The organism is Vibrio sp. EA2, assembly GCF_033042495.1.
Classification (GTDB): Bacteria; Pseudomonadota; Gammaproteobacteria; order Enterobacterales; family Vibrionaceae; genus Vibrio.
In genome coordinates this window covers 435410-454783 of record NZ_JAWLID010000001.1, presented here as the reverse complement: position 1 = coordinate 454783, position 19374 = coordinate 435410, and the positions used below count along the sequence as shown (strand labels likewise).

Annotated in this window: 20 protein-coding genes; 7 read left to right on the top strand and 13 right to left on the bottom strand. The window is 44.4% G+C overall.

What is annotated here, in order from left to right:
• Nucleotides 1-4: 4 nt before the first annotated feature.
• The 4 genes from RXX31_RS02025 to RXX31_RS02010 all read left to right on the top strand — a co-directional run bounded on the left by RXX31_RS02025 (nt 5) and on the right by RXX31_RS02010 (nt 4440).
• Entirely contained in the window at nt 5-376 is a 372-nt protein-coding gene (locus RXX31_RS02025; RefSeq protein WP_317587419.1) for a hypothetical protein, read from the top strand.
• Nucleotides 377-1414: 1038 nt separating this feature from the next.
• Nucleotides 1415-3544 carry a hypothetical protein gene (locus RXX31_RS02020; protein ID WP_317587418.1) on the top strand — a complete coding sequence of 710 codons (2130 nt, stop codon included), beginning with the start codon at nt 1415-1417 and terminating at the stop codon, nt 3542-3544.
• A gap of 208 nt (nt 3545-3752) precedes the next feature.
• Nucleotides 3753-3962, top strand: a complete 210-nt coding sequence (locus RXX31_RS02015) for a hypothetical protein (protein ID WP_317587417.1) — start codon at nt 3753-3755, stop codon at nt 3960-3962.
• A gap of 43 nt (nt 3963-4005) precedes the next feature.
• Entirely contained in the window at nt 4006-4440 is a 435-nt protein-coding gene (locus RXX31_RS02010) for a hypothetical protein (protein WP_317587416.1), read from the top strand.
• 32 nt (nt 4441-4472) lie between these two features.
• Here RXX31_RS02010 and RXX31_RS02005 read toward each other — a convergent pair whose 3' ends face one another.
• The 8 genes from RXX31_RS02005 to RXX31_RS01970 all read right to left on the bottom strand — a co-directional run bounded on the left by RXX31_RS02005 (nt 4473) and on the right by RXX31_RS01970 (nt 12023).
• Complete coding sequence (locus tag RXX31_RS02005; protein WP_317587414.1) at nt 4473-4577, bottom strand: hypothetical protein; 105 nt, start codon at nt 4575-4577, stop codon at nt 4473-4475.
• A 190-nt stretch (nt 4578-4767) separates the two neighbouring features.
• A complete protein-coding gene (locus RXX31_RS02000; RefSeq protein ID WP_317587413.1) occupies nt 4768-6192 on the bottom strand; it encodes an MATE family efflux transporter in 1425 nt (474 codons plus the stop codon).
• 303 nt (nt 6193-6495) lie between these two features.
• A complete protein-coding gene (locus RXX31_RS01995) occupies nt 6496-6633 on the bottom strand; it encodes a hypothetical protein (RefSeq protein ID WP_317587412.1) in 138 nt (45 codons plus the stop codon).
• A 4-nt stretch (nt 6634-6637) separates the two neighbouring features.
• On the bottom strand, nt 6638-7372 hold the full coding sequence (locus tag RXX31_RS01990) for a beta-ketoacyl-ACP reductase (protein WP_317587411.1): 735 nt from the start codon (nt 7370-7372) through the stop codon (nt 6638-6640).
• A 40-nt stretch (nt 7373-7412) separates the two neighbouring features.
• Entirely contained in the window at nt 7413-8978 is a 1566-nt protein-coding gene (locus RXX31_RS01985) for an acyl CoA:acetate/3-ketoacid CoA transferase (RefSeq protein ID WP_317587410.1), read from the bottom strand.
• A gap of 95 nt (nt 8979-9073) precedes the next feature.
• A complete protein-coding gene (locus RXX31_RS01980) occupies nt 9074-10012 on the bottom strand; it encodes a LysR family transcriptional regulator (RefSeq protein ID WP_317587409.1) in 939 nt (312 codons plus the stop codon).
• Nucleotides 10012-10641: a response regulator transcription factor gene (locus RXX31_RS01975; protein WP_317587408.1), complete on the bottom strand. Its 630-nt coding sequence runs from the start codon at nt 10639-10641 to the stop codon at nt 10012-10014. The genes RXX31_RS01980 and RXX31_RS01975 overlap by 1 nt, the downstream gene beginning before the upstream one ends.
• Nucleotides 10638-12023: a cache domain-containing protein gene (locus RXX31_RS01970; protein WP_317587407.1), complete on the bottom strand. Its 1386-nt coding sequence runs from the start codon at nt 12021-12023 to the stop codon at nt 10638-10640. The genes RXX31_RS01975 and RXX31_RS01970 overlap by 4 nt, the downstream gene beginning before the upstream one ends.
• A 210-nt stretch (nt 12024-12233) precedes the next feature.
• Here RXX31_RS01970 and RXX31_RS01965 point away from each other — a divergent pair, with 210 nt between their 5' ends.
• Genes RXX31_RS01965 through RXX31_RS01955 form a run of 3 tightly spaced genes read left to right on the top strand, consistent with a single transcriptional unit; the run spans nt 12234 to nt 15272 of the window.
• On the top strand, nt 12234-13307 hold the full coding sequence (locus RXX31_RS01965; protein ID WP_317587406.1) for a TRAP transporter substrate-binding protein: 1074 nt from the start codon (nt 12234-12236) through the stop codon (nt 13305-13307).
• A gap of 50 nt (nt 13308-13357) precedes the next feature.
• Entirely contained in the window at nt 13358-13900 is a 543-nt protein-coding gene (locus tag RXX31_RS01960) for a TRAP transporter small permease subunit (protein WP_317587405.1), read from the top strand.
• Nucleotides 13887-15272, top strand: coding sequence for a TRAP transporter large permease subunit (locus RXX31_RS01955; RefSeq protein ID WP_317587404.1), 1386 nt, complete (start codon nt 13887-13889; stop codon nt 15270-15272). Before RXX31_RS01960 ends, RXX31_RS01955 begins: the two co-directional genes overlap by 14 nt.
• A gap of 98 nt (nt 15273-15370) precedes the next feature.
• On the opposite strand, the gene RXX31_RS01950 is transcribed toward RXX31_RS01955, so the two are convergent.
• The 5 genes from RXX31_RS01950 to katG form a co-directional block, all read right to left on the bottom strand.
• On the bottom strand, nt 15371-15622 hold the full coding sequence (locus RXX31_RS01950; RefSeq protein WP_014234113.1) for a DUF2999 family protein: 252 nt from the start codon (nt 15620-15622) through the stop codon (nt 15371-15373).
• A gap of 112 nt (nt 15623-15734) precedes the next feature.
• On the bottom strand, nt 15735-16124 hold the full coding sequence (locus RXX31_RS01945; RefSeq protein ID WP_243978080.1) for a MazG nucleotide pyrophosphohydrolase domain-containing protein: 390 nt from the start codon (nt 16122-16124) through the stop codon (nt 15735-15737).
• A gap of 43 nt (nt 16125-16167) precedes the next feature.
• Entirely contained in the window at nt 16168-16593 is a 426-nt protein-coding gene (locus RXX31_RS01940; protein WP_317587403.1) for a PaaI family thioesterase, read from the bottom strand.
• Between the two features lie 113 nt (nt 16594-16706).
• Nucleotides 16707-16982, bottom strand: coding sequence for a nitrogenase-stabilizing/protective protein NifW (locus tag RXX31_RS01935; RefSeq protein ID WP_317587402.1), 276 nt, complete (start codon nt 16980-16982; stop codon nt 16707-16709).
• Nucleotides 16983-17180: 198 nt separating this feature from the next.
• On the bottom strand, nt 17181-19352 hold the full coding sequence (gene katG / locus RXX31_RS01930; protein ID WP_317587401.1) for a catalase/peroxidase HPI: 2172 nt from the start codon (nt 19350-19352) through the stop codon (nt 17181-17183).
• Nucleotides 19353-19374 lie beyond the last annotated feature (22 nt).

Below are 19374 nucleotides of genomic sequence, written 5' to 3'. Positions count from 1 at the left end.
CACCATGAAACTATCAATCACAGCACTACTACTACCACTAATGATCTTAATGACTGTATTCGTAACCAAAGCACAAGCAACAGAATACTCACAGGAACTACGTGAATCAGGAACTGGAGCAGTTATGTGTTCCGCTTACTTTGCCTATGGCATAGAGTTAGACCTATCACCAGCAATGCATCAGGAGCTCACAGACTCATTTAATACAGTTGTTAATTTTTACAACAGAGAGTATCCAACTGACCTGCTATCACGAACTGAGATAGACAACACATTCGACGAAGTCATTAAGTTCATAGATACCACAAGCAGTTCAATCAAGCCATTAACAAAAGCTTGTCAGAACCTCGTAGCCACAATCAGATACAACCAATAATAAATAAGGAATAACCATGCAATTACTAGTCACTGCTGTACTACTTACATCAACACTCACTGGCTGTGCTGCTACATATGCAGAAGGACGCAAAACAATTCTAACCAAATGTCCAACTTGGAGTAACTAACTATGACTCTATGTGCACTCATTGCAATCCTAATCTCACTTGTAGTAATCCCAACACTTCAATTTAGACGTGATTAAAATTTTGGTTTTCATGGGTCACGATCTATTTGCTTGGCTGGCTGTCACTCCTTTGCAAGCTCAAGAGTATGATTAATACATTCGTCGACAAACAACGGATACTGTCCACCATATCACTTATCCCAATTACTGTTATTACAGTGAAGAAAGCTTACTTTGCACAACGACGAATTTGAAATAACTCACTCAGTCTCCTATCGAAGCCTCAATGACGACTATAGAAAGAAGATTAAAGAAAATTAGCCAATTTATTCTATAATTCATACTGTTATAATCATTTCGCACCTCTTCTATAAAGCCAGTGAGCACGCAAATAATAAACGGAATTCCAAGATTAAAAATGAAAAAGGTGAAGCGTATAAGTTAGCAAAATCATCCTGTGTTCGTTTAAAGCTTTTAACAGACACTACGAGTTAGAGAAGAAAAAAGTGGTAAATGCAAATGAAGTAATTAAACATTTAAACCTTCCTAACACATGTCTTTCACATGAGTAGAAAATGGAAAAACAAAGGGGACGCAATCCAATACGAGTGTTTGTCACTGGTAACCTTTTTCTTCCAATAAGCAATTATGAGCACAACAATTAAATTAAATCATAAACGTTTAGAAACAGCCTCCTCTTTTTAACCTAAATGCCTTGCAATCCACATTTTGACCAAAATTAAAATTCATAATCGATTATTAAATTTAATTAATCATTTAATTTTAAACACTTAGGTACTTTTCATTCAGAGATTACGAATTGACCCAAAAGACCAGGTAAGTAAGCTTCGTTAGCTATTTCTTGCATGGTGGTTTTACAAAGGTATGACTGATATGAAAAAAAGAAATGTGTTAGTAGCAGCTGCGATTGCAGCAATCCTATCTGGTTGTGGTGGAGGAGATGAAGGTGGTAGTGATAATCAAGTTATTCCACCTACAGAGGATACAATTGCTGTATCAACTGAAACACCACAGGATACTATACTTCCTACGTCTGAGAAGAAAGATGTACAACGTACTGCTAAGGTAACACGTGAGCGTTCTGGTGTTGTGATGTCTGTTACTAATACCTCAGAAGGTACTAAGGCAATTGCTACTACTAATGGCAACCCAAAGGCTACTTCTTCACGTTCACGTCCTCAATTAATGATACCTGAGACTCCGGTTGAAATAGCACAGGGCACACCAACACCTACTATTACTAAGAAATCTATTAAAAGTGAAACCTACGTCGCACCTGTACAGATTGCGCAAGGTACACCAGATCCTGCTGTTGCTAAGAAGTCTGCAAAAGGTCGTGCTTATGTTGTTCCTGAGCGAATTGATCAAGGTAAGCCTAATACAATCCCAGTGGCTAATCCTGAAGTAACAGCTCAAACACCTAAGCCGTTCGATACACCTGCTGCTACTCCTGCTTTGAAACCGCAAGGTCAGCCAACTGCCATTCCTACAGCGAATCCACAGGTGGTTGCACAAACTCCTGAGCAAGTAGTTACTCCAAGTGCTACTCCGGCACTTAAAGCTCAGGGTGAACCTACCCCAGCAATTGCTAAGAAGTCTGCAAAAGGTCGTGCTTATGTTGTTCCTGAACGAATTGATCAAGGTCAGCCTAATACAATCCCAGTGGCTAATCCTGAAGTAACAGCTCAAACACCTAAGCCGTTCGATACACCTACTGCTACCCCTGCTTTGAAACCGCAAGGTCAGCCAACTGCCATTCCTACAGCGAATCCACAGGTGGTTGCACAAACTCCTGAGCAAGTAGTTACTCCAAGTGCTACTCCGGCACTTAAAGCTCAGGGTGAACCTACCCCAGCAATTGCTAAGAAGTCTGCAAAAGGTGAAGCCTACGCAGTCCCTAAACAGACTACTCAACTTGATATTGAGCAAGTACAAAATAACCAGGCTCGTAGTTACGCTGATATCCAAGGTGAAATTGTTGAGTACGGTTTATCTAAAGGTCTTGAAGGTCAAGAGATTAGTCAGATTGGGTTTATTGCCCATGACATGATTAACTCAGGAGGATCAGCACAAGGCGCTCTACTTAACGCTAAGTTGAATATTGACCGTGTGTACAATGCACGTCAAGAAACACCGGCTGAAATAGCTCAAGGCACACCAACTCCTATTGTAGTTAAGAAGGCTTTTAAAGGTGAAGCTTACGTAACACCAGTACAGATTGCCCAAGGTGAACCAAACATTCCTAGTACATCGAATAACTACGGCACTCAAACTGAACGAGAAGATGCTCAACGAGCTGACAATCAATATTCAAAATTAGCTTTAGAAGAGTCCATCATCCGAAACGCGTACGCCGAATCTAAACAAGAAGAGCAGGCCGCATTATGGGATAGCTATGCTGAACATGATCAAGTTCTAGAAGCAAAAGCTGAAGCAACATATACACCAGATGATACGGGGTTAATAGATGATTCTTTTCCTAATGAAGAAGTCACTGTGGCGACTATACCAGCAGCTTTAACTCCGGAAGTGGTTAAACAGCAGTCCGCATTACTTGAGTCTGTATGTTTGACCAATACACAGCAGTTTGTTGAAACGACAGGTTACTCTACCAGTGGCGGAATAATTATAAATGATGTTCAACTGTACGTTACTTCTGATGAAGATAGGCTGAGTTACAGCATGGAAATGTTCGCTATGCTACAGCAACTTTTGGCAAATAACCCTGATTTTCAACAAGCGGAAGCCGGTGAACTTACGGGGAACGGTCGTGGTAACGGTAACCGTAATATCAAAACCAACGATAAAAAATGGACTCTAACAATGGACACTGGTGCCAGCTATACATTATCGACAACTTCATCTCTAAGCTATCAACCGACTATCGAAATCGTTGTAGATAGTAACGGTGCAATCATTTTTAGGGATAGTAATGGAATAGAAACGGCCCGTATTGTATCTAATAACCAAAATGGCGACTGTACTAATGCATCATATGATGTAGTGCTCGCTAATTAATATCTAAAACCAATGCCCGCTATTAATGTGGGCATTTAGTATCTTGGAGAGTTTGCAGGGACTAAGACTTCCCCCAAAAAGCAGAACAATTAAATTTAATAATTGGATGTAAAACCTAATAAAGGGAAGTATGAGCGACAAGGGCTTCACGACAATCAACGTCACTGAAGAAAGCAAGTCAGCCATACAACCAACAGAGGTACGACTAATGAGACAGTTCATTTTACTACTCGCAATAACAGTGCTATTCGCTGCTCCAGCGTTTACTCAAATATCTTCAGCATACGCGATGATGTATACGCTAAAAAGAAGTTACGTAGATGGCATGGATAGAGTTTGTATTTACACATTAGGTTCAAGCCAGCGTCAACTTTATGTTGGTGCAGTACAGCTTTGCCCTATTTCACACGAATTTTAATTAGACAGCTAATAAACAAGATAAATTTCAAAGAGTCTTTATCATGACCGGAAAAGCACTAATAATTGGCTTTTTTATCGAAAATATACTTTACGTTGCTTATAAACTGAGAGCAGATGTTAAAAAGCAAAATTTTGATAAAAACATTCGGAGAGAATGGGAAACTCAAGCTCGCGTCGCCAATGTAGAATATATAAAACAACAGAAAATCCACGCCGAACTTGCATACCGTGATTTCACGAATAGCGTAGATAAGGGGGCATCTAATGAGGTGCTAGCGACCAAAGCTATAAATGCTATTCAGCAACTTGACTTGTTACGGGAATTGGAAGACAACGTCGATGCACTTTGTCTATTCATTTATGTTGATCTCGCTGAGCGTGACGTGCCACTGCTAAAAAAAGTAATTTCAGAATTAGGTAAAGAAGAGCTACCTATTATTACCGATGTAATGCAATACAGCCTTAATTTATCCTAGAAGCACGTAAGATACATCACCAAGCTCTGAGCTTACCCTGTTTTTATGTGTTTCATGGCAGTAAAAATCAAGCTAATCAACGCGAATAGTTCAAGTAACCAAAATAGTGGAATCAAACCAAACGGTTCAATTAACACTCCATTTTCATCTTATACGTGCACCGATGTAGATGTAGGCAATCAAACACAACCAACCAAGAAGGCTGAAAATGATACTTATCTTATATTTATTCACTATTTTCATATGAAATGCCCCACAACTTAATATGTGACTTATTCAGCAGATAGTTTATGTCCTGTTGAGTCAATAGTAAAAACTAAAATCCAACTAAGCCCTACGCTCGCCCACTTCGATAAACGCTTCTTCTGAGGTTGTAAGTGTTTCGATATCTTCTTGTTCAATAATACGAGTTTTCTTCCAGCTGCCGCGTGCATACCAGGCAACCGCAACAAGAGCAACCAATACGTTCGTAACTGTGAACGACCACCAGATGCCTTTTTCAGCAAGAAAAGTGTGTTGAGATAAGATGTACGCCAGCGGGAACTGAAATACCCACTGCGTCAACAGCGACAGCACCATACTGTTGGTCATGTTCCCTGAAGCTCGAAATGCAGACATGATAGAAAGCTGAACACCGATAAATCCCCACGACAAACACATCACTTTCAAAAACTCAGCACCTTGCTCAATCACTTGTGGATTATCCGGTATGAAGAACCTCACCACACTCGGCGCCATCAAATAAGCAAAGACACCGATAAAAGTGAGCATGACGAAGCTCCACACGGAGCCAATAACCGTAATTTTTGCAGCACGATCCACTCTATTTGCTCCGAGGTTTTGTCCAACCAGCGTCGATACCGCCATCGATAACCCCATTGCGGGTATCGTGATTAACTGAAGAATGTTGGAGCCAACACCATAAGAAGCAATGGTCACCGTGCCAAAACTAGCAACCAAAAATGACATGGTTATCAGCCCTAACGCTCTTGCTGATAACTCTACCGAACCTGGCGCGCCCAAGAAAAATGCGCGCTTAATATAAGTCCAGTCTGGTGACAAATCTCTCCATTTAAGGTGAATGCCATGGCGTCCTTTAGAGAGAATATAGAAACCTGTTAAGGCGGCAAGCGCCTGAGTAACAAGTGTTGCTAATGCAGCACCGGAGACACCAAGGCCATTAAAAGAACCTAAACCAAAGATAAACAGCGGGTCTAAAACAAAGTTCAACAGTACCGTTGCTAATACGATGTAAAGCGGTATTTTTACCTGACCAATGCCTCTCATTAACGCTTGGAACATATTGTAAACAAATACAAAGATCACACTGATAAACGAGATATGCATGAACTTGAGCGCGTTATTGTAAACCGCTTCTTCAACGCCAAGCAGAGTCAAAAAGTATGGTGAGAGCAGATAGCCCAAGCAGCCGAGCACTACTGAAGTAATAAAAACCATCAACATGGTTTGCCCGGCAACATGGTTCACTTTATCCATTTGTCGTGCGCCCATGTACTGAGCGGTGAGCGTTGCGCCCGCCATTGCAAGACCAGCACCTAATGCGATGACCAAAAACGTAACAGGCATACTCACCGAAACGGCGGCGACTTCGTTAGCACCTAGACGCCCGACCCAAAAGGCATCGGTTAGCTGATAGGCAGACTGCAGCAACTGACCAAACACGATTGGAATAGCAAGAGACAACAGCGCTTTATTAATCGGCCCTTCAGTTAAATGCTGTGTTTTTGTCATCCCAACCACCTTTATATCATTGCTTATCGTTATCAATTCATCATAGTTCGATATTGCAGCGAGTTATACACATAAGTGTGAAAATCAGACTGTTAGATTATGAAATTCAGTGTCAGCGGTTGCGATCGGTTTGCAAAAGAGAGGGACCCATCAAATACGATATTTGGTGGGTTAGATGGTTAAGAAACCATTACTACTTCACTGCAGATAAACCAAAAAACGCCATAAAAAGCTGCATCAGAAGTGGCGTTCCCTGAAAAAGCTCCACATACAGTTGAATGCCTTTTCCAAGATGAATGTTCTTCATACTTCTGAGTAAGGTGAGGCCAGCCCTACCAAACCACCGCCTATGAAGGCAATAATGGATAGCAGTACGGTCCAACGTGCTGCGAGAAATAACTTTAGCTTGATATCGAATAGCTCTCCAACGGTTATCTTCATGACGTTACAAAACTAAGCCGCCATCGACCTTCAACACCTGCCCTGTAATAAAGCCAGACTTGTCACTGGCCAAAAATTCGACGCTATTGGTAATATCTTCTGCCGTGCCCATTCTCCCAAGCGGCGTCTTCTGTTTCATGAGTTCGAGGACTTTTGTAGGTAAGTCGGCTGTCATCGGGGTCTCAATAAAACCAGGGGCAACACAGTTGGCGCGAACTTGGGCACCTTTACGAGCAAACTCTTTAGCCCAGCCTTTCGTCATCGCTATCACGCCACCTTTGGTTGCTGCGTAGTTAGACTGTCCAATATTACCGTCGGTCCCCACTACCGAAGACATGGTGACAATAGAGCCATAATTGTTTGCCATCATCATTGGTGCAACTGCTTGAGTGAGATTAAAGACGCCTTTGAGGTTAACGTCGATCACAAAGTCCCAGTCTTGTTCCGTCATTTTTTCCAGTAGTGCGTCGCGGGTAACTCCAGCGTTATTCACCAAAACATCGATACGACCATAGGTTTCTCTGATGCTTTCAACCAAATATTGAATCGCCTCTCTATCACAAATATTGATGACGACTGGTTTAACATTTTCGTGGTCACTAAACGCACTTTGCAAAGTTTGAGCGTTGACATCCAAGGCGTAAACACACTGTGCGCCATTGTTGGCAAATCGTTCCACAATCGCTCGGCCGATACCTTGCGCCGCGCCAGTGACTAAGCAGACTTTGTTTTCAAACATATCCTAATCCTTTGGTAGAAATTAAATAGTTATCCAGCATTTATAGAGTAAGTTCGAATGATGGCTGGAAGATGGCATTTGGCATTACTTTCAGTGACGGACTGATAACAGGTGTGAACTCCATCTGCTGAAGGATGTCTTTTTCTAAGTCCACCCCTGGGGCGATTTCAATCAGCTCTAATCCAGACGGAGAAAGCTGGAACACGGCACGCTCGGTAATGTACATTACAGGTTTATTATTGCTTACCGCTTGGTCTGCGCTGAAAGTGATCTGCTCAACCTGCTTAATGAACTTCTTTTGCTTTCCTTCTTGGACGATATTAACCGCCTGATTGCCGACTTCCACGGCTAATCCTTGCGCGGTAAAAGTGCCACAAAAGTAAACCTTCTTGGCGTTCTGAGTAATGTTGATAAAGCCGCCACAGCCAGCGATTTTACTGCCAAAGCGTGAGACGTTTATATTCCCTGTAACGTCACTTTGCGCCAATCCCAGAAAGGCCTGGTCAACACCACCACCATCATAGAAGTCAAACATCTGATCTTGGCCGATAATCGCCTGAGGCATACGAGACGCCCCAAAATCGAGACCGCTTTGCGGCATACCACCTACCGCTCCGGGCTCTACGGTTAAGGTAAATTGGTCGAGTATGCCGGCTTGCTTAGCGACTTCAGCGATGTATTCCGGAGCGCCAATGCCCAGATTAAGAATAGAATTAGGTTCCAATTCCATTGCCGCACGACGGGCTATGATCGTTTTTGCATTCAGCTTGGGTTGGGTCGAAAGAGATAAATTTGGTTTGACGTTGTCACTAGAATCTTCAATACCAACAAACTCGGGGTTCATCATGGTTGCGAAAGTTTGCATGTGCTCCGTCGGATCTTCACACACAACAACCGCATCAACGAAGATTCCGGGAATCTTGACCGCATGGGGATCAAGCTTTCCTGCTGGCACTATTTGTTTGACCTGAACAATAACCTTACCGCCGTTGTTACGTGCCGCTTGTGCCGCCGCGAGACTTTCGACGATCAAGCATTCATCTTCCATGGTAATGTTGCCACTCTCATCTGCAGTCGTTCCGCGAAGAATAGACACCGTCACAGGTAGCTTGTGATAAAAAAGATGCTCCTCACCGCCGAGCTCAATCAGCTCTACCCAATCATCGGACGTCGCCTGATTGATTTTTCCACCTTCTAAACGAGGGTCAACAAACGTACCCAAGCCAACTTTGCTCACCGTGCCTAACTTGCCCGCTGCGGTGTCTCGGAGTAAATGTGAGATGATACCCTGCGGTAAGTTGTATCCTTGAATGAGGTTATCTACCGCTAATTGCTGAAGTTTAGGAACCAGCCCCCAGTGACCGCCAATGGCGCATTTCACTAACCCTTGTTCCGCTAAGTGGTTGATTGCCCGGCCTTGACCGTCACCTTGACCTGCAGCAAATAGCAGCGTTAAATCTCGCGGTGACTGAGTGTCTCTAAAACGTTCGCCTATTGCTCTTTCAATCGCTTCCGGTACTACGCTACCAATAAAACCACCCAGTAAGACCGCGTCGCCATCTTCAATCCACTCTGCCGCTTGTTCTGCTGTCAATTTCGTAACCACATTAACCTTCCTTAGTTACTGTACTTTATTGGTTTTCAGCTTAGTGCGATGTTACCCAGATGTTAATTGCAGAATTAGAGATTGAGAATTTCATATTAGAAACGATCGCATAGATCTCCGACTCGTCGATAAAGGTATTCTTTAAAGCCACTGCAACGCTCTGGCATTGGTGAGCGTGGACGGTAAAACATATTGATATCGAAACTGGCACATTGGTGATCTTGCAGGATATGAAAAAGCTCCCCTCGCTCTATCGAGTCAGAAACCAAAGAGTGCGGAAGGTAGGCAATCCCGGCATGTTCCAGCGCCAGATCCAGAAGCATTTCACTGTTGTCACATTCCAGGGTGTCACAAATGGTCACGATTTCTACATCACCCTGATACTCGAAGCACCAACGATTCCCGCCCACCAGCGTTCGAGCATACAAACAACGATGTTGGTTGAGGTCTTGAGGGTTTTCAGGCGTTCCATGCTGCTCCAGATAGTATTTGGAAGCACACAAATACAAGGGCTCTCGTAACAAGCGGCGCTTAACTAGCAAAGAGTCTTGCTCTGGCTCACCTTGATAACTCGCGCTGGCACGAAAGGCAAAATCAACATTGAGAGGATCAAACTCTCCCGCTTCGATGAATATTTTGAAATTCACCTGTGGGTGTAGCGTCATATACTCTGCAACAATCTTAGTTAAATATTGCCGGGCGAATAAGGGCGTCGAAGAAAGTTTAATTTCACCCTGTTGTTCCTCTGCCAGATTTTGCACCTCTTCACATAAACTGGCGATATCTGGCAGTAAAGGGGCAAATTTATCATAAAGAAGCTGGCCAGCTTGTGTGGTCACCAGTTGGCGAGTGCTTCGCTTTATCAGCTCAATCGACAGCGACTCTTCGAGTTCTTTAACCCAGCGACTTCCTGCGGCAGGCGAGATCCCTTGCTGCAATGCGGCTTCTCGAAACGAGCCTAACCGGACAACCGCGCAGAAAAACACAATTTTATCTAAGATCGGCTGACGGCTCGACAGTAAGTTGGCGACCATCAGCTCACCAGCCCTTTCTGTATCGCCAGCTTTACCAGTGCAGCGGTAGACGTTGCGCCGAGTTTCTTTTTGATCCGCAGTCGATGCGTTTCTACTGTGCGAACGCTGATGTGGAGTGAATCCGCAATTTCCTTGTTACAGGCACCATTAGTGATAGCTTTGAGCACATCCGATTCACGTTTTGATAAGGTATTATCTTTCGGTTCTGGTTTCTGGTTGATCTGTTCCAGCAAGCGGTCTGACGCTTGAGGACAAAGGTAAGATCGCCCTTGTGCCACTTGGTTTATTGCCATAACTAACTCTTCCGAGCCAACATCCTTTAATACGTAGCCCTTTGCCCCCGCTTTAACCGAGCGCATGACATAATCTCGACTGTCATGCATAGAGAGCATGATAACGGCAGTTTTGCTGGCACTTTTTGTCAGCTTTTCCAGCACTTCAATTCCGTTCATTTTTGGCATATTGATATCCAGAAGAAGCACATCCGGTTTCAAAGTTAATGTACTGTTCAATGCATCCTTACCATTTCCGACGCAATCCAGGATCTCCACGTTATCTTCTCGTTCTAACCGTGATTTGAGCCCGTCTTGCATTAACCTATGATCATCGGCCAATACCAACTTAATCATATAAACTCCATGTTTAAACTGACACGAATTTCCGTGCCTTGTCCTGGTTCACTATTAACCTCAAACACGCCGCCAATAGCTTGAATCCGTTCTTTCATATTTTGCAGTCCCATATGCTCTAACGTTGATTGTTTGTTCTTATACGCTTTGAGATGGTTCGCAGGGATCCCGATGCCATCATCGCTGACTGTCAGAATCAACATGCGTCCTTCACGCTGCATGATGATATCGACACCTTGCGCATTGGCGTGTTTTTCTACGTTATGCAATGCTTCCTGTACCACTCGATACAAGGTAGTTTCCACTTGAGAAACAAACTGTTCGCCTTCAATATCGTGTTCAAACACCAGCTCCAATTGCGTACGTTCACGTAACTCGTTCAGATATGCCGCTATACCAGAAACTAAGCCTAAGTCATCCAGTTGTGGCGGGCGTAAGTCTTTTGAGATTCGGCGAACTTCTACAATCGCCTGTTCCATGGCATTTTTGCTTGCGTCTAATTCAAACTCTTTTTTCTTGTCATCTCGCTCTTTCGTTACGTTATCTAAACGATATTTGGCCGCGACCAGCAGTTGATTGACTCCGTCATGGAGTTCTCGTGAAACTCGGTGACGTTCGTTTTCCTGTGAATCAATAATCTGTTGGTTCAAGACACTGAGCTGCTCGTTCGCTAAACGACGCATGTTTAGATTCAGTGAGGCCCCCAACCCCGCGATAACCGTAATCGCGACAAACATCAGTACAAAAAGCGCACTGCTGGTTTTGCCAACATTCTGGTCGAAGCCATTTTCTATCTGCGTTACTTGTTTCTCGATATCGTCGATATAAACACCGGTTCCAACCATCCATTGCCACTTATCGAGAGAGATCGCATAGCTCAGCTTCGGCAGTGGTTCTTTTGTCGATGGTTTATGCCAGAGATAGTTAACAAACCCGCCACCCGCTCTCCCTGCGTGAATCAACTCCTGGAGCAGCTTTTTGCCTGTAAGGTCTTCTACTCCCCACCAATTTCGACCAACCCGCTCAGGTTGGTAGGGTAAAACCAAAGCGTCACCTTGCCAGCTGTAGACAAAAAAGTACCCATCTTCCCCATATGTGAGTTGGCTCAATTTTTCCGCCACTAATTGCTTAGCAACTTGGGGAGATAATGACTCATCTTCGTAGTATGGCTTGAGACTTTTCACTGCCATTTCTACGTACTGCTTCAGTTCTTGCTTTTTGACCGACAAAACATTGACTCGTGTTAATGCAACTTGATCATTAACTAGCTGTTTTGCCTGACTAAATAATATACTCGCAACGATGACCACCACGACAATCAAGGGCACAATTGAGAGTAATATGATGTTTATTGTAAGCCTGCGGTTGCTCACCAATCCCATTTTTCGAATCCGTTCTTATACGTAGTTTTACTGAATTTTCGTATCAAAAATTGCACTTAATACCGACTCAATTTGCGCAATTTTGCTAATGGAGAGCATCCAATCTCCTTCCTAAACCAAACCCCAATGTAACATTGCATTAACATATCTTAATACGCTCTGTTCACATTTAGCAATATAAACAAGGAATACCCAAACAAGGAGATCTCTATGAATCTTAAGAAAGTTGCCATTGCTACTGCGTTGATGCTTTCCGCTTCTGGTCTTTCTGTCAGTGCTCAGGCCGCAGATAAGAAGGTACTACTAAAAACCCCTATTGCCTTTGGTAGCCACCTTCCAGCCTTAGGCACCCCTATCCAATGGTTTGCGGATAGAATTGAACAAACGTCCGGCGGCACGATCAGAATGAAAATTTACGAACCGGGCAAATTAGTCAACCCACCAGAGATTCTCGATGCTGTATCCACGGGTAAAGTAAATGCTGGTTACGCCATCTCGGGTTACTGGCAAGGTAAACTGCCTGCGTCAGCAATTTTTTCTTCGATTCCTTTTGGTCCGGAAGCTCCCGAGTTTATGGCATGGCTGTTCTTTGGTAACGGCTTAAAACTCTATCAAGAAATGTATGACCAAGGAGGCTTTAACGTCAAAGTAATGCCTTGTGCGATGAACTCTCCTGAAACATCAGGCTGGTTCCGCAAACCTATTGAAAAGCCAGAGGATCTAAAAGGTCTCAATATGCGCTTCTACGGACTAGGGGCGTCTGTGATGGAAAAACTTGGTGTGGGTACAGTTCAGATCCCAGGCGGCGAGATCTTTGGTGCACTTGAGAAAGGGGCGATTGACGCATCTGAGTTTTCACAACCTGCTGTTGATGATCGCCTCGGCTTCCATAAAGTTGCCAAGTACAACTACTTCCCAGGCTGGCACCAACAATCAACCGTGTTTGAGCTGCTGATAAACAAAGATACGTGGAATGGCATGAGTGCTACTCAGCAATCGGCAGTCGAAACCACTTGTATGGCAGCAATGACCTACTCAATCGCAGAAGGTGAAGCGATGCAATACGCCGCTATGGAAAAAGCGAAGCAAAACGGTGTCGAGATTCGCTACTGGAACCAGGAGATGCTGGATCTATTCAAGAACACTTGGATGGAAGTTGTGGAAGAGAAGAAAACAGAAGACCCATTCTTCGACAAAGTTTGGACCGACCTGAACAATTTCCGTAAGGGTTACGCATTGTGGTCTGCGAACGGCTTCTTGCCGCGTGAGACACAAAACCAATAGTCGATGTTAGTAAAAGGCCAGCGTCTCTCGCTGGCCTTTAGGAGTAGTCAATGAGCAAAGTGCTATATTCTTCCCCAACGATTCCTCTCTATTTTCAAATCGAGAGGCTGGTTATTTCCGCGAGTAAAGCGTTGGCCTGGACAAACCTCGCCCTAATCGCGGTAATCATCATTCAGGTCGTGATGCGTAAAGTCTTTTCCAATGGTCAAATTGCGCTTGAAGAGTTGCAATGGCATCTCTATGCCACCGCTGTCATGTTCGGAACCGCCTATGCACAAGTGACCAACCTGCATGTTCGTGTCGACCTGTTTTACCACAAGTTTTCCGCACGTAAGAAGGCCTTAGTCGACATACTCGGTATCCTTTTTCTCGCGGCACCATTTGTCGTTATCGTCATTCTCCACTCATACGACTTCGCTTATGAAGCATGGCGCGTCAACGAGAGTTCAGCCGCACCTTCCGGCTTACCTTATCGCTGGATGATAAAAGCCGTGATCCCTTTAAGCTTTAGCTTGCTGTTGCTCTCAATGGTGGCGAAATTATTACGCGATCTGGATACGTTAATCAAAGGAGACGACCATGGAAGCGAATGAATGGATTGTTATCGCCATGTTTGGCTCGTTTATCCTGTTGTTATTCACTGGGATTCCTGTAGCGTACGTGCTCGGTGGGATTGGCATCGTCTTCGCGGCAATCGGTTATTTTGCTGACATTTATCTAGACACGTTTACCGGGCTCGATTACACCACCCTCGGTCTCGTTGTTAACCGTATTTATAAGGTGATGGATAACTGGATATTAGTTGCCCTGCCGATGTTCATCTTTATGGGCAACATGCTCGACAAATCCGGCATTGCCGAAAAACTGATGACCTCGATGCAGGCTCTATTCGGCAAAGTACACGGTGGTTTAGCCATTACGGTAATGGCGATTGGTATCATACTCGCCGCCTCTACAGGCATCATTGGCGCGTCTGTTGTACTGTTAACGGTGATGTCTCTGCCGAGTATGATGCGTCAGGGTTACCATCTTCCTCTTGCTCTTGGAACGGTCGCCTCAGCAGGTACATTAGGAATACTGCTTCCACCTTCCATCATGTTAGTGATTATGGCCGACCAACTCGGATTGTCGGTTGGCGACCTGTTTATGGGCGCGATCATGCCGGGTCTGTTACTGGGCAGTTTATACATTATGTATATCCTTACCGTTGGTAAAATGACCCCTAACAAAGCACCAATTCCAGAAAATGTAGAACCTGTTGACTGGAGCCTTATCTTACAAGTATTCAAAGATATCACACCGACAGTTATCCTGATTTTCTGTGTGTTAGGTTCGATTTTCGCAGGTATAGCAACACCAACAGAAGCTTCCGGCATAGGCGCTTTAGGTGCGACGCTACTTGCGGCTTATAATAAAAAGCTCAACCTAAAGGTACTTAAAGAAGTTTTACTTTCTTCTTACGGAACGACTGCCTACATATTTATGATCTTCTTAGGCGCATCCTGCTTTGCTTTGGTACTAAGAGAGTTAGGCGGAGACGAACTGATTGAATCATTCCTAAGTGGTCTACCTTTCGGTCAATACGGTATTATCGCGTTTATTCTGTTAATCGTATTCCTACTTGGATTCTTCCTCGACTGGATAGAAATCACTCTTATCGCACTGCCGCTGCTAGCACCTGTGGTGGCAAGCTTAGGCATTGAGCTTGATGGTCATGGCGTGGTGGATAACCCTAGTCTGGTATGGTTTGTTATGCTAGTAGCAATGGCGCTGCAAACCAGTTTCCTTACCCCCCCGGTTGGCTTCGCTTTGTTCTACTTAAAAGGCGTTTGCCCTGAAGGTGTTTCATTGAAGGATATCTATCGCGGTGTGATTCCGTTTATCGCTATCCAGTTAATTGCATTAATCTGTCTCGTAGTATGGCCACAATTGGTGTTGTGGTTCCCTAGTGTTGCTTATGGATAACCTCATTCGCTGACAAGCAAATAAGAAATCGCGTAAAAATAAAGCCGCTAAAACGTAATATTTTAGCGGCTTTTTACATTTTGTTTGAGAATACTCTGTTACTGCTGAAGTTTTTCTTTTGCTTCAACCACTTTTGAAAAGTCCAAACCTAACTCTTCAACCGCTTCTTTAATTAACACAGGATTTTGCATCACTTGCGCCATCAACGCTTGAAGCTGCTCCTGAGGTAGACCCAACTGGCTGATAGTTGCCATTGCTGCAAGAGGGTTTTGCGTCAACGCCTGAAATAGCTCATTAATTTGAGCATCACTGATATTATTTTCTTTCAGCATTGCAAGAATCGGGTTCATCAAATTACCTTTAATCACTAAGTAAAACAGACGTGTAGTTTACCATCTGGTTTTGTCTGTTTATAGTAAGACTTATGCCAAATGCAGTCCGAACCTGTACGCGCCTGTCTCGTCAGATGACGCCCTGCTTGTTTTCTGACTGCTCTGCCAACTCGATACTTAACGCTTCTTTTTGTTTCAATTTGACGTCTTCCCAACTGCTGCCTGATTCGATAGCAGACACGCGTTGTTCGTATTTCTTACAAGCCCTATCGAGAACTTTCTTAGGGTCAATGCCTTTCTCTCTTTCCAGCGCTTTCAGCACATTCAAATAATTCCACAGCACATCGCCAAGTTCATCTTCCAGATAACAAAGACGATCTTCAGCTATCTCTTCACGTACTTCTTCGACTTCTTTACCAATTGCAACCAGATAGGTTTCGACACCTTTAAACCAGGTATTGGTCAGATCAAACTCTGACTTCCTCGTCGCGATTGAGAGTAGTTCATCAAATTCTTTCATATTCCCTCCATGGAATAGTCATTAGCTACGAGTATACGGTTAGCTAACTTTTAGAGCGAATAAATTTTCCCATTGCACTGACTCTGACTTCTTCATTGACACTTAACTGAGCGACTAACTGATAAACACCCCGCCTTTCCCTTTCGCAACGAGCGGTAATTTCAATATGTTCCTTTAAAGCGATAGGCGCGTGATAGCGGACATCGAGCTGAGCCGTCAGTGCTTCAACACCCATCAACAACAAGCAATTGGTCATCGCGCCATCGAGCAGTGAACTGGCGATACCACCATGCAACAATCCTGTGTAACCTTGATGACGGTTAAGCACATCGAATTCGCCAAAAATGGAATGATCTGATAGCTGTTGGTAATGGACGGATAAAGAGTGGGGATTTTTTTCAATTGGTGCGCACACTGCGCAATGGTCATGGGACTGATGAGGTTTATGATGTTCAGTATCTGTTAGCATAGTGGCACTTTACACGGTCTAAAATGTGTAATTAGCATATGCCAAATACTCTGGCGGAAGTCGCGAGTAATCTATGTTTGCAGTATGTAGACATGCAACAGCGTATAACAGACTTAGCGTCTTTGACACGACGTGCAGCCTCGACAAGCTGATCGGGTTGTTTTGTCCAACAAGCTGCGTTGTACTTTGCAGTAAGCGTTTTTGAGTGCGCGACGTGCTGAGAACCAATCATCGGGTTTGGTCAAAATTAAATAGCCGTTAAATCGCTTTACTAATTCGGTGCGATGACGCTCGATAAACCGGCTGTCGAACTCGATCTCGAAATAATTCAGCGCCTCTTCTATGCGAGAGAAGCTGGCGATTTTTTCTTGAATAGCGTTTTGAGTCATGACTATGGCATTTTGGTTGGTCGTTCGACGCAGTTTAATCGCAATTGGTTCCGCTTTCTTTGACTTCCAGAGGGTTAATGTTCAGAACTGGTTTGATAATCCGATGGGATACCTACAGTACCAATAAAAAAACAGGCGAACATTAAGTCCGCCTGTATTTATCGTATGACAGTTAATTAAGAGAACTCGTATATTTTCCTATAGATCAAAGCGATCGGCATTCATCACTTTTACCCACGCTTTGATGAAATCATGAACGAATTTTTCCTGATTATCATCTTGTGCATACACTTCTGAGTAGGAGCGTAAAATAGAGTTAGAACCGAACACAAGATCGACTCTGGTTGCCGTCCATTTCACTGCACCGGACTTGCGATCGACGATTTCGTATTGGTTTTCACCTTTCGGAACCCACTGGTATGCCATATCGGTTAAGTTAACGAAGAAGTCATTAGTCAAGCTGCCGACGCGGTCAGTAAATACGCCATCTGCACTACCACCATAGTTCGTGCCCATCACACGCATACCTCCTACGAGCACGGTCATTTCTGGTGCAGTCAGACCCATTAACTGAGTACGATCCAACATCAATTCTTCTGGTTTGACGACATAATCTTTCATCAACCAATTTCGGTATCCGTCTGCCAAAGGTTCGAGAACCTCAAATGACTCGACGTCAGTCATATCTTGACTCGCATCACCGCGACCAGGCGAGAATGGAACCGTGACATTGTAACCTGCTGCACGTGCCGCAAGCTCAACACCAACGTTACCAGCAAGAACGATAGCATCTGCTACGCTACATCCTGATTCCGCAGCGATTTTTTCAAGAACCGGTAACACTTTACTCAAACGTTGTGGCTCGTTACCTTGCCAGTCTTTTTGTGGCGCGAGACGAATTCGAGCACCGTTAGCACCACCACGACGATCCGAGCCACGGAATGTACGTGCGCTATCCCAAGCCGTGCTGACCAGTTCACCAATGCTTAAACCACTCGCTTCAATCTTGGTTTTGACTGAATCAACATCGTATCCTGTAATGCCCGCAGGCGTTGGATCTTGCCAAATCAGATCTTCAGCCGGAACATCTGGCCCTAGGTAGCAAGATTTTGGCCCCAGATCACGGTGGGTGAGTTTGAACCAAGCACGAGCAAACGCATCTTCGAAGGCCGCTTGATCGTTTTTGAAACGCTCTGCAATTTTGCGATAGTCAGGATCCATTTTCAGAGCCATATCGGCATCAGTCATGATTGGGTTATAGCGTTTCGAGCTGTCTTCAACATCAACAGGTTTATCTTGTTCGTCAATATTGACAGGCTCCCATTGATGAGCGCCAGCCGGGCTCATTTTCTGTTCCCAGTCATATTTAAACAGCAAGTGGAAATAACCGTTATCCCACTGGGTTGGGTGCGTGGTCCATGCACCTTCCAAACCACTAGTTACAGCGTCACGACCAATTCCACGCGTCGTGTGATTCATCCAACCAAGGCCTTGCTCTTCAAGGTCCGCAGCCTCTGGATCGGGGCCAACATTTGCGGCATCACCATTACCGTGACATTTACCGACAGTATGGCCACCAGCGGTAAGCGCAACCGTTTCTTCATCATTCATCGCCATACGCGCAAAGGTCACACGCATATCAGCAGCTGTTTTTAATGGGTCTGGATTGCCATCAACCCCTTCAGGGTTTACGTATATAAGCCCCATCATTACTGCTGCAAGTGGGTTTTCTAGGTCACGCTCGCCTGAGTAACGTGTCCCTTCGCCACCACTCGGTGCCAACCACTCTTTTTCGGACCCCCAGTATGTATCTTTTTCAGGGTGCCAGATATCTTCACGGCCAAATCCGAAACCGAAGGTTTTGAAGCCCATCGATTCATAAGCCATGTTCCCGGCAAGAAGGATCAAATCCGCCCAGCTTAATTTGTTACCGTATTTTCTTTTAATCGGCCAAAGGAGTCGTCTTGCTTTATCCAGGTTAGCGTTATCAGGCCATGAGTTTAGAGGAGCAAAGCGTTGGTTACCCGTTGAACCGCCACCACGACCGTCTGCAATACGGTAGCTACCTGCAGCATGCCAAGCCATTCGAATCATAAGACCGCCATAGTGACCCCAGTCGGCAGGCCACCACTCTTGACTGTCTGTCATCAAATCTTTCAAATCTTTTTTAAGCGCATCGACGTCTAATGTTTTCAATTCTTCTTTGTAATCGAAGTCGTTACCATAGGGATTTGTTTTGGAGTCATGCTGATGCAAGATGTCTAAATTTAACGCATTTGGCCACCAATCCATCACTGACTTGTCTGTAGATGTCTGCCCACCATGCACGACCGGACATTTACCTACTGAACCGCCGCTTGTGTCGCTCATAAATACTCCTTTGTTAGGGGCA